This is a genomic window from Vibrio anguillarum (assembly GCF_001989995.2).
Taxonomy (GTDB): domain Bacteria; phylum Pseudomonadota; class Gammaproteobacteria; order Enterobacterales; family Vibrionaceae; genus Vibrio; species Vibrio anguillarum.
The window spans coordinates 1-1,453 of the sequence record NZ_JAHGUP010000127.1 but is presented as its reverse complement, the minus strand read 5'-3'; the positions used below and the strand labels follow the sequence as shown (position 1 = coordinate 1,453).

The following is a 1,453-nucleotide window of genomic DNA, read 5'->3' as shown; positions in this document are numbered from 1 at the left end:
CTAGATCTAACTTAGTAAAGTGTCTTGTGGCTGCGCTTTCTGAGCGTACTGATCGCCGCATTAAGCGGACAAAAATGGTTGGCTACATTTTGTGAGGCACGAACAAAAGCCAGCCGTTTTTGTTCCGTTTAAATGCCTTGTTATAAGTGTGCGTTCAGTTTTAAAACAATAAGTTAACCAACACACAAGCAAATGGAATAATAAAACAACCCCACAAGATTTAAAGCCATTTAATGATTAACTCTGAACTCACGCAGAAAATTGCTTAGTCAGTTATAACAAAACAAATCATTAAACACATGATGAAAACCCAATTGCCCATTTCAGGCTTAAATTACCGCCACAAAACTTGATCGACGAGATGGAAAACACTGCCCCAAAACACACCCAATTTCACGTTTTACCCATTGACGAATTCGACAGTGAAAAACCAAACGAAGGAGCAATACAAACTGCAATGCCCCGCTTCTAAATCCAATTCACAACGCGGATTTAACTTGGTAAAACGCAAACAAAGCGTACCCACCACAACTTCAAAATCCAAGTTTGAAAGAGCACATTATAACGCCCTGTTAAGGTGTGAGCAACGCAATACCAATGCCGCCGCATATCACCTTAATCACTTAAACCAACGCATAGTAAAAATGCCACGCGTTGCGAATCACTCTTAAACAGTTTGTTAGTTGCGTATTTTATAGTCGTTCAAATGCGCTCCCGACAACAAAACTTTTAGCCACAAGAAATACTCGTCTTGATCTGGGCGCAGAGTGATTTTGTATTGCAAATCTTCAGCGTCGCTAGCATTAAGCAGTAACTTGCCACTGTACGGTTCTAAACTAATGAGGCTAATGTTTGGTATATCATCGTCTAAAATAGTCATTGGTAAAAATTCGATGTCGATTGGAAATTGATATAAAGCCCTATCCGTAGCCGCTATGAACAGCTCGACGACATCAATAAAGTTTTCGGTTTCATCTTTACTTGGGGTGTAATAAGCATGTTCAACGGCATTTCTTACCCGATTTAGCTTTGTAAGTATCCTTGGCGTAACGATGCCACATTTTGTTATAAATTCTATATATTTAGGAAAACTAGCATACCTAGCCCCTTTAGTTTTTATAGCATCAAAACCGAACAAACTAGCAAGCGTTTCCACTTGCAAATGCAACGCCCTTTTGGCATTTGAAAATGAATTTATACGCCCCTTATCAGTTTTATCCTGCTCAAAATCAGCGATAGCAAACTCAAGGTAATGCTTTGCTGTTTTTCCGCCTTTTACTTCAACGTTCCTACTTGTGAACGTAAAGTCAGGATCGAAGTCTGAATAACAAATAGGGATTGGAATCATAAAACCTCACGTTTAATTGAAGCAACTAACGCCCGGCTAAGGGGTTGACAACGCACCACCGAACTCAAAAAACACACCGTAAACACTGAATTTCAATTTTGCACT

Annotated in this window: 1 protein-coding gene; it reads right to left on the bottom strand. The window is 39.5% G+C overall.

The annotated features are described in order from the left end of the window. Nucleotides 1-679 precede the first annotated feature (679 nt). Nucleotides 680-1,348 (bottom strand): hypothetical protein, encoded by a 669-nt coding sequence (locus tag PL85_RS17530; RefSeq protein ID WP_115340125.1) that lies wholly within the window; start codon nt 1,346-1,348, stop codon nt 680-682. Nucleotides 1,349-1,453 lie beyond the last annotated feature (105 nt).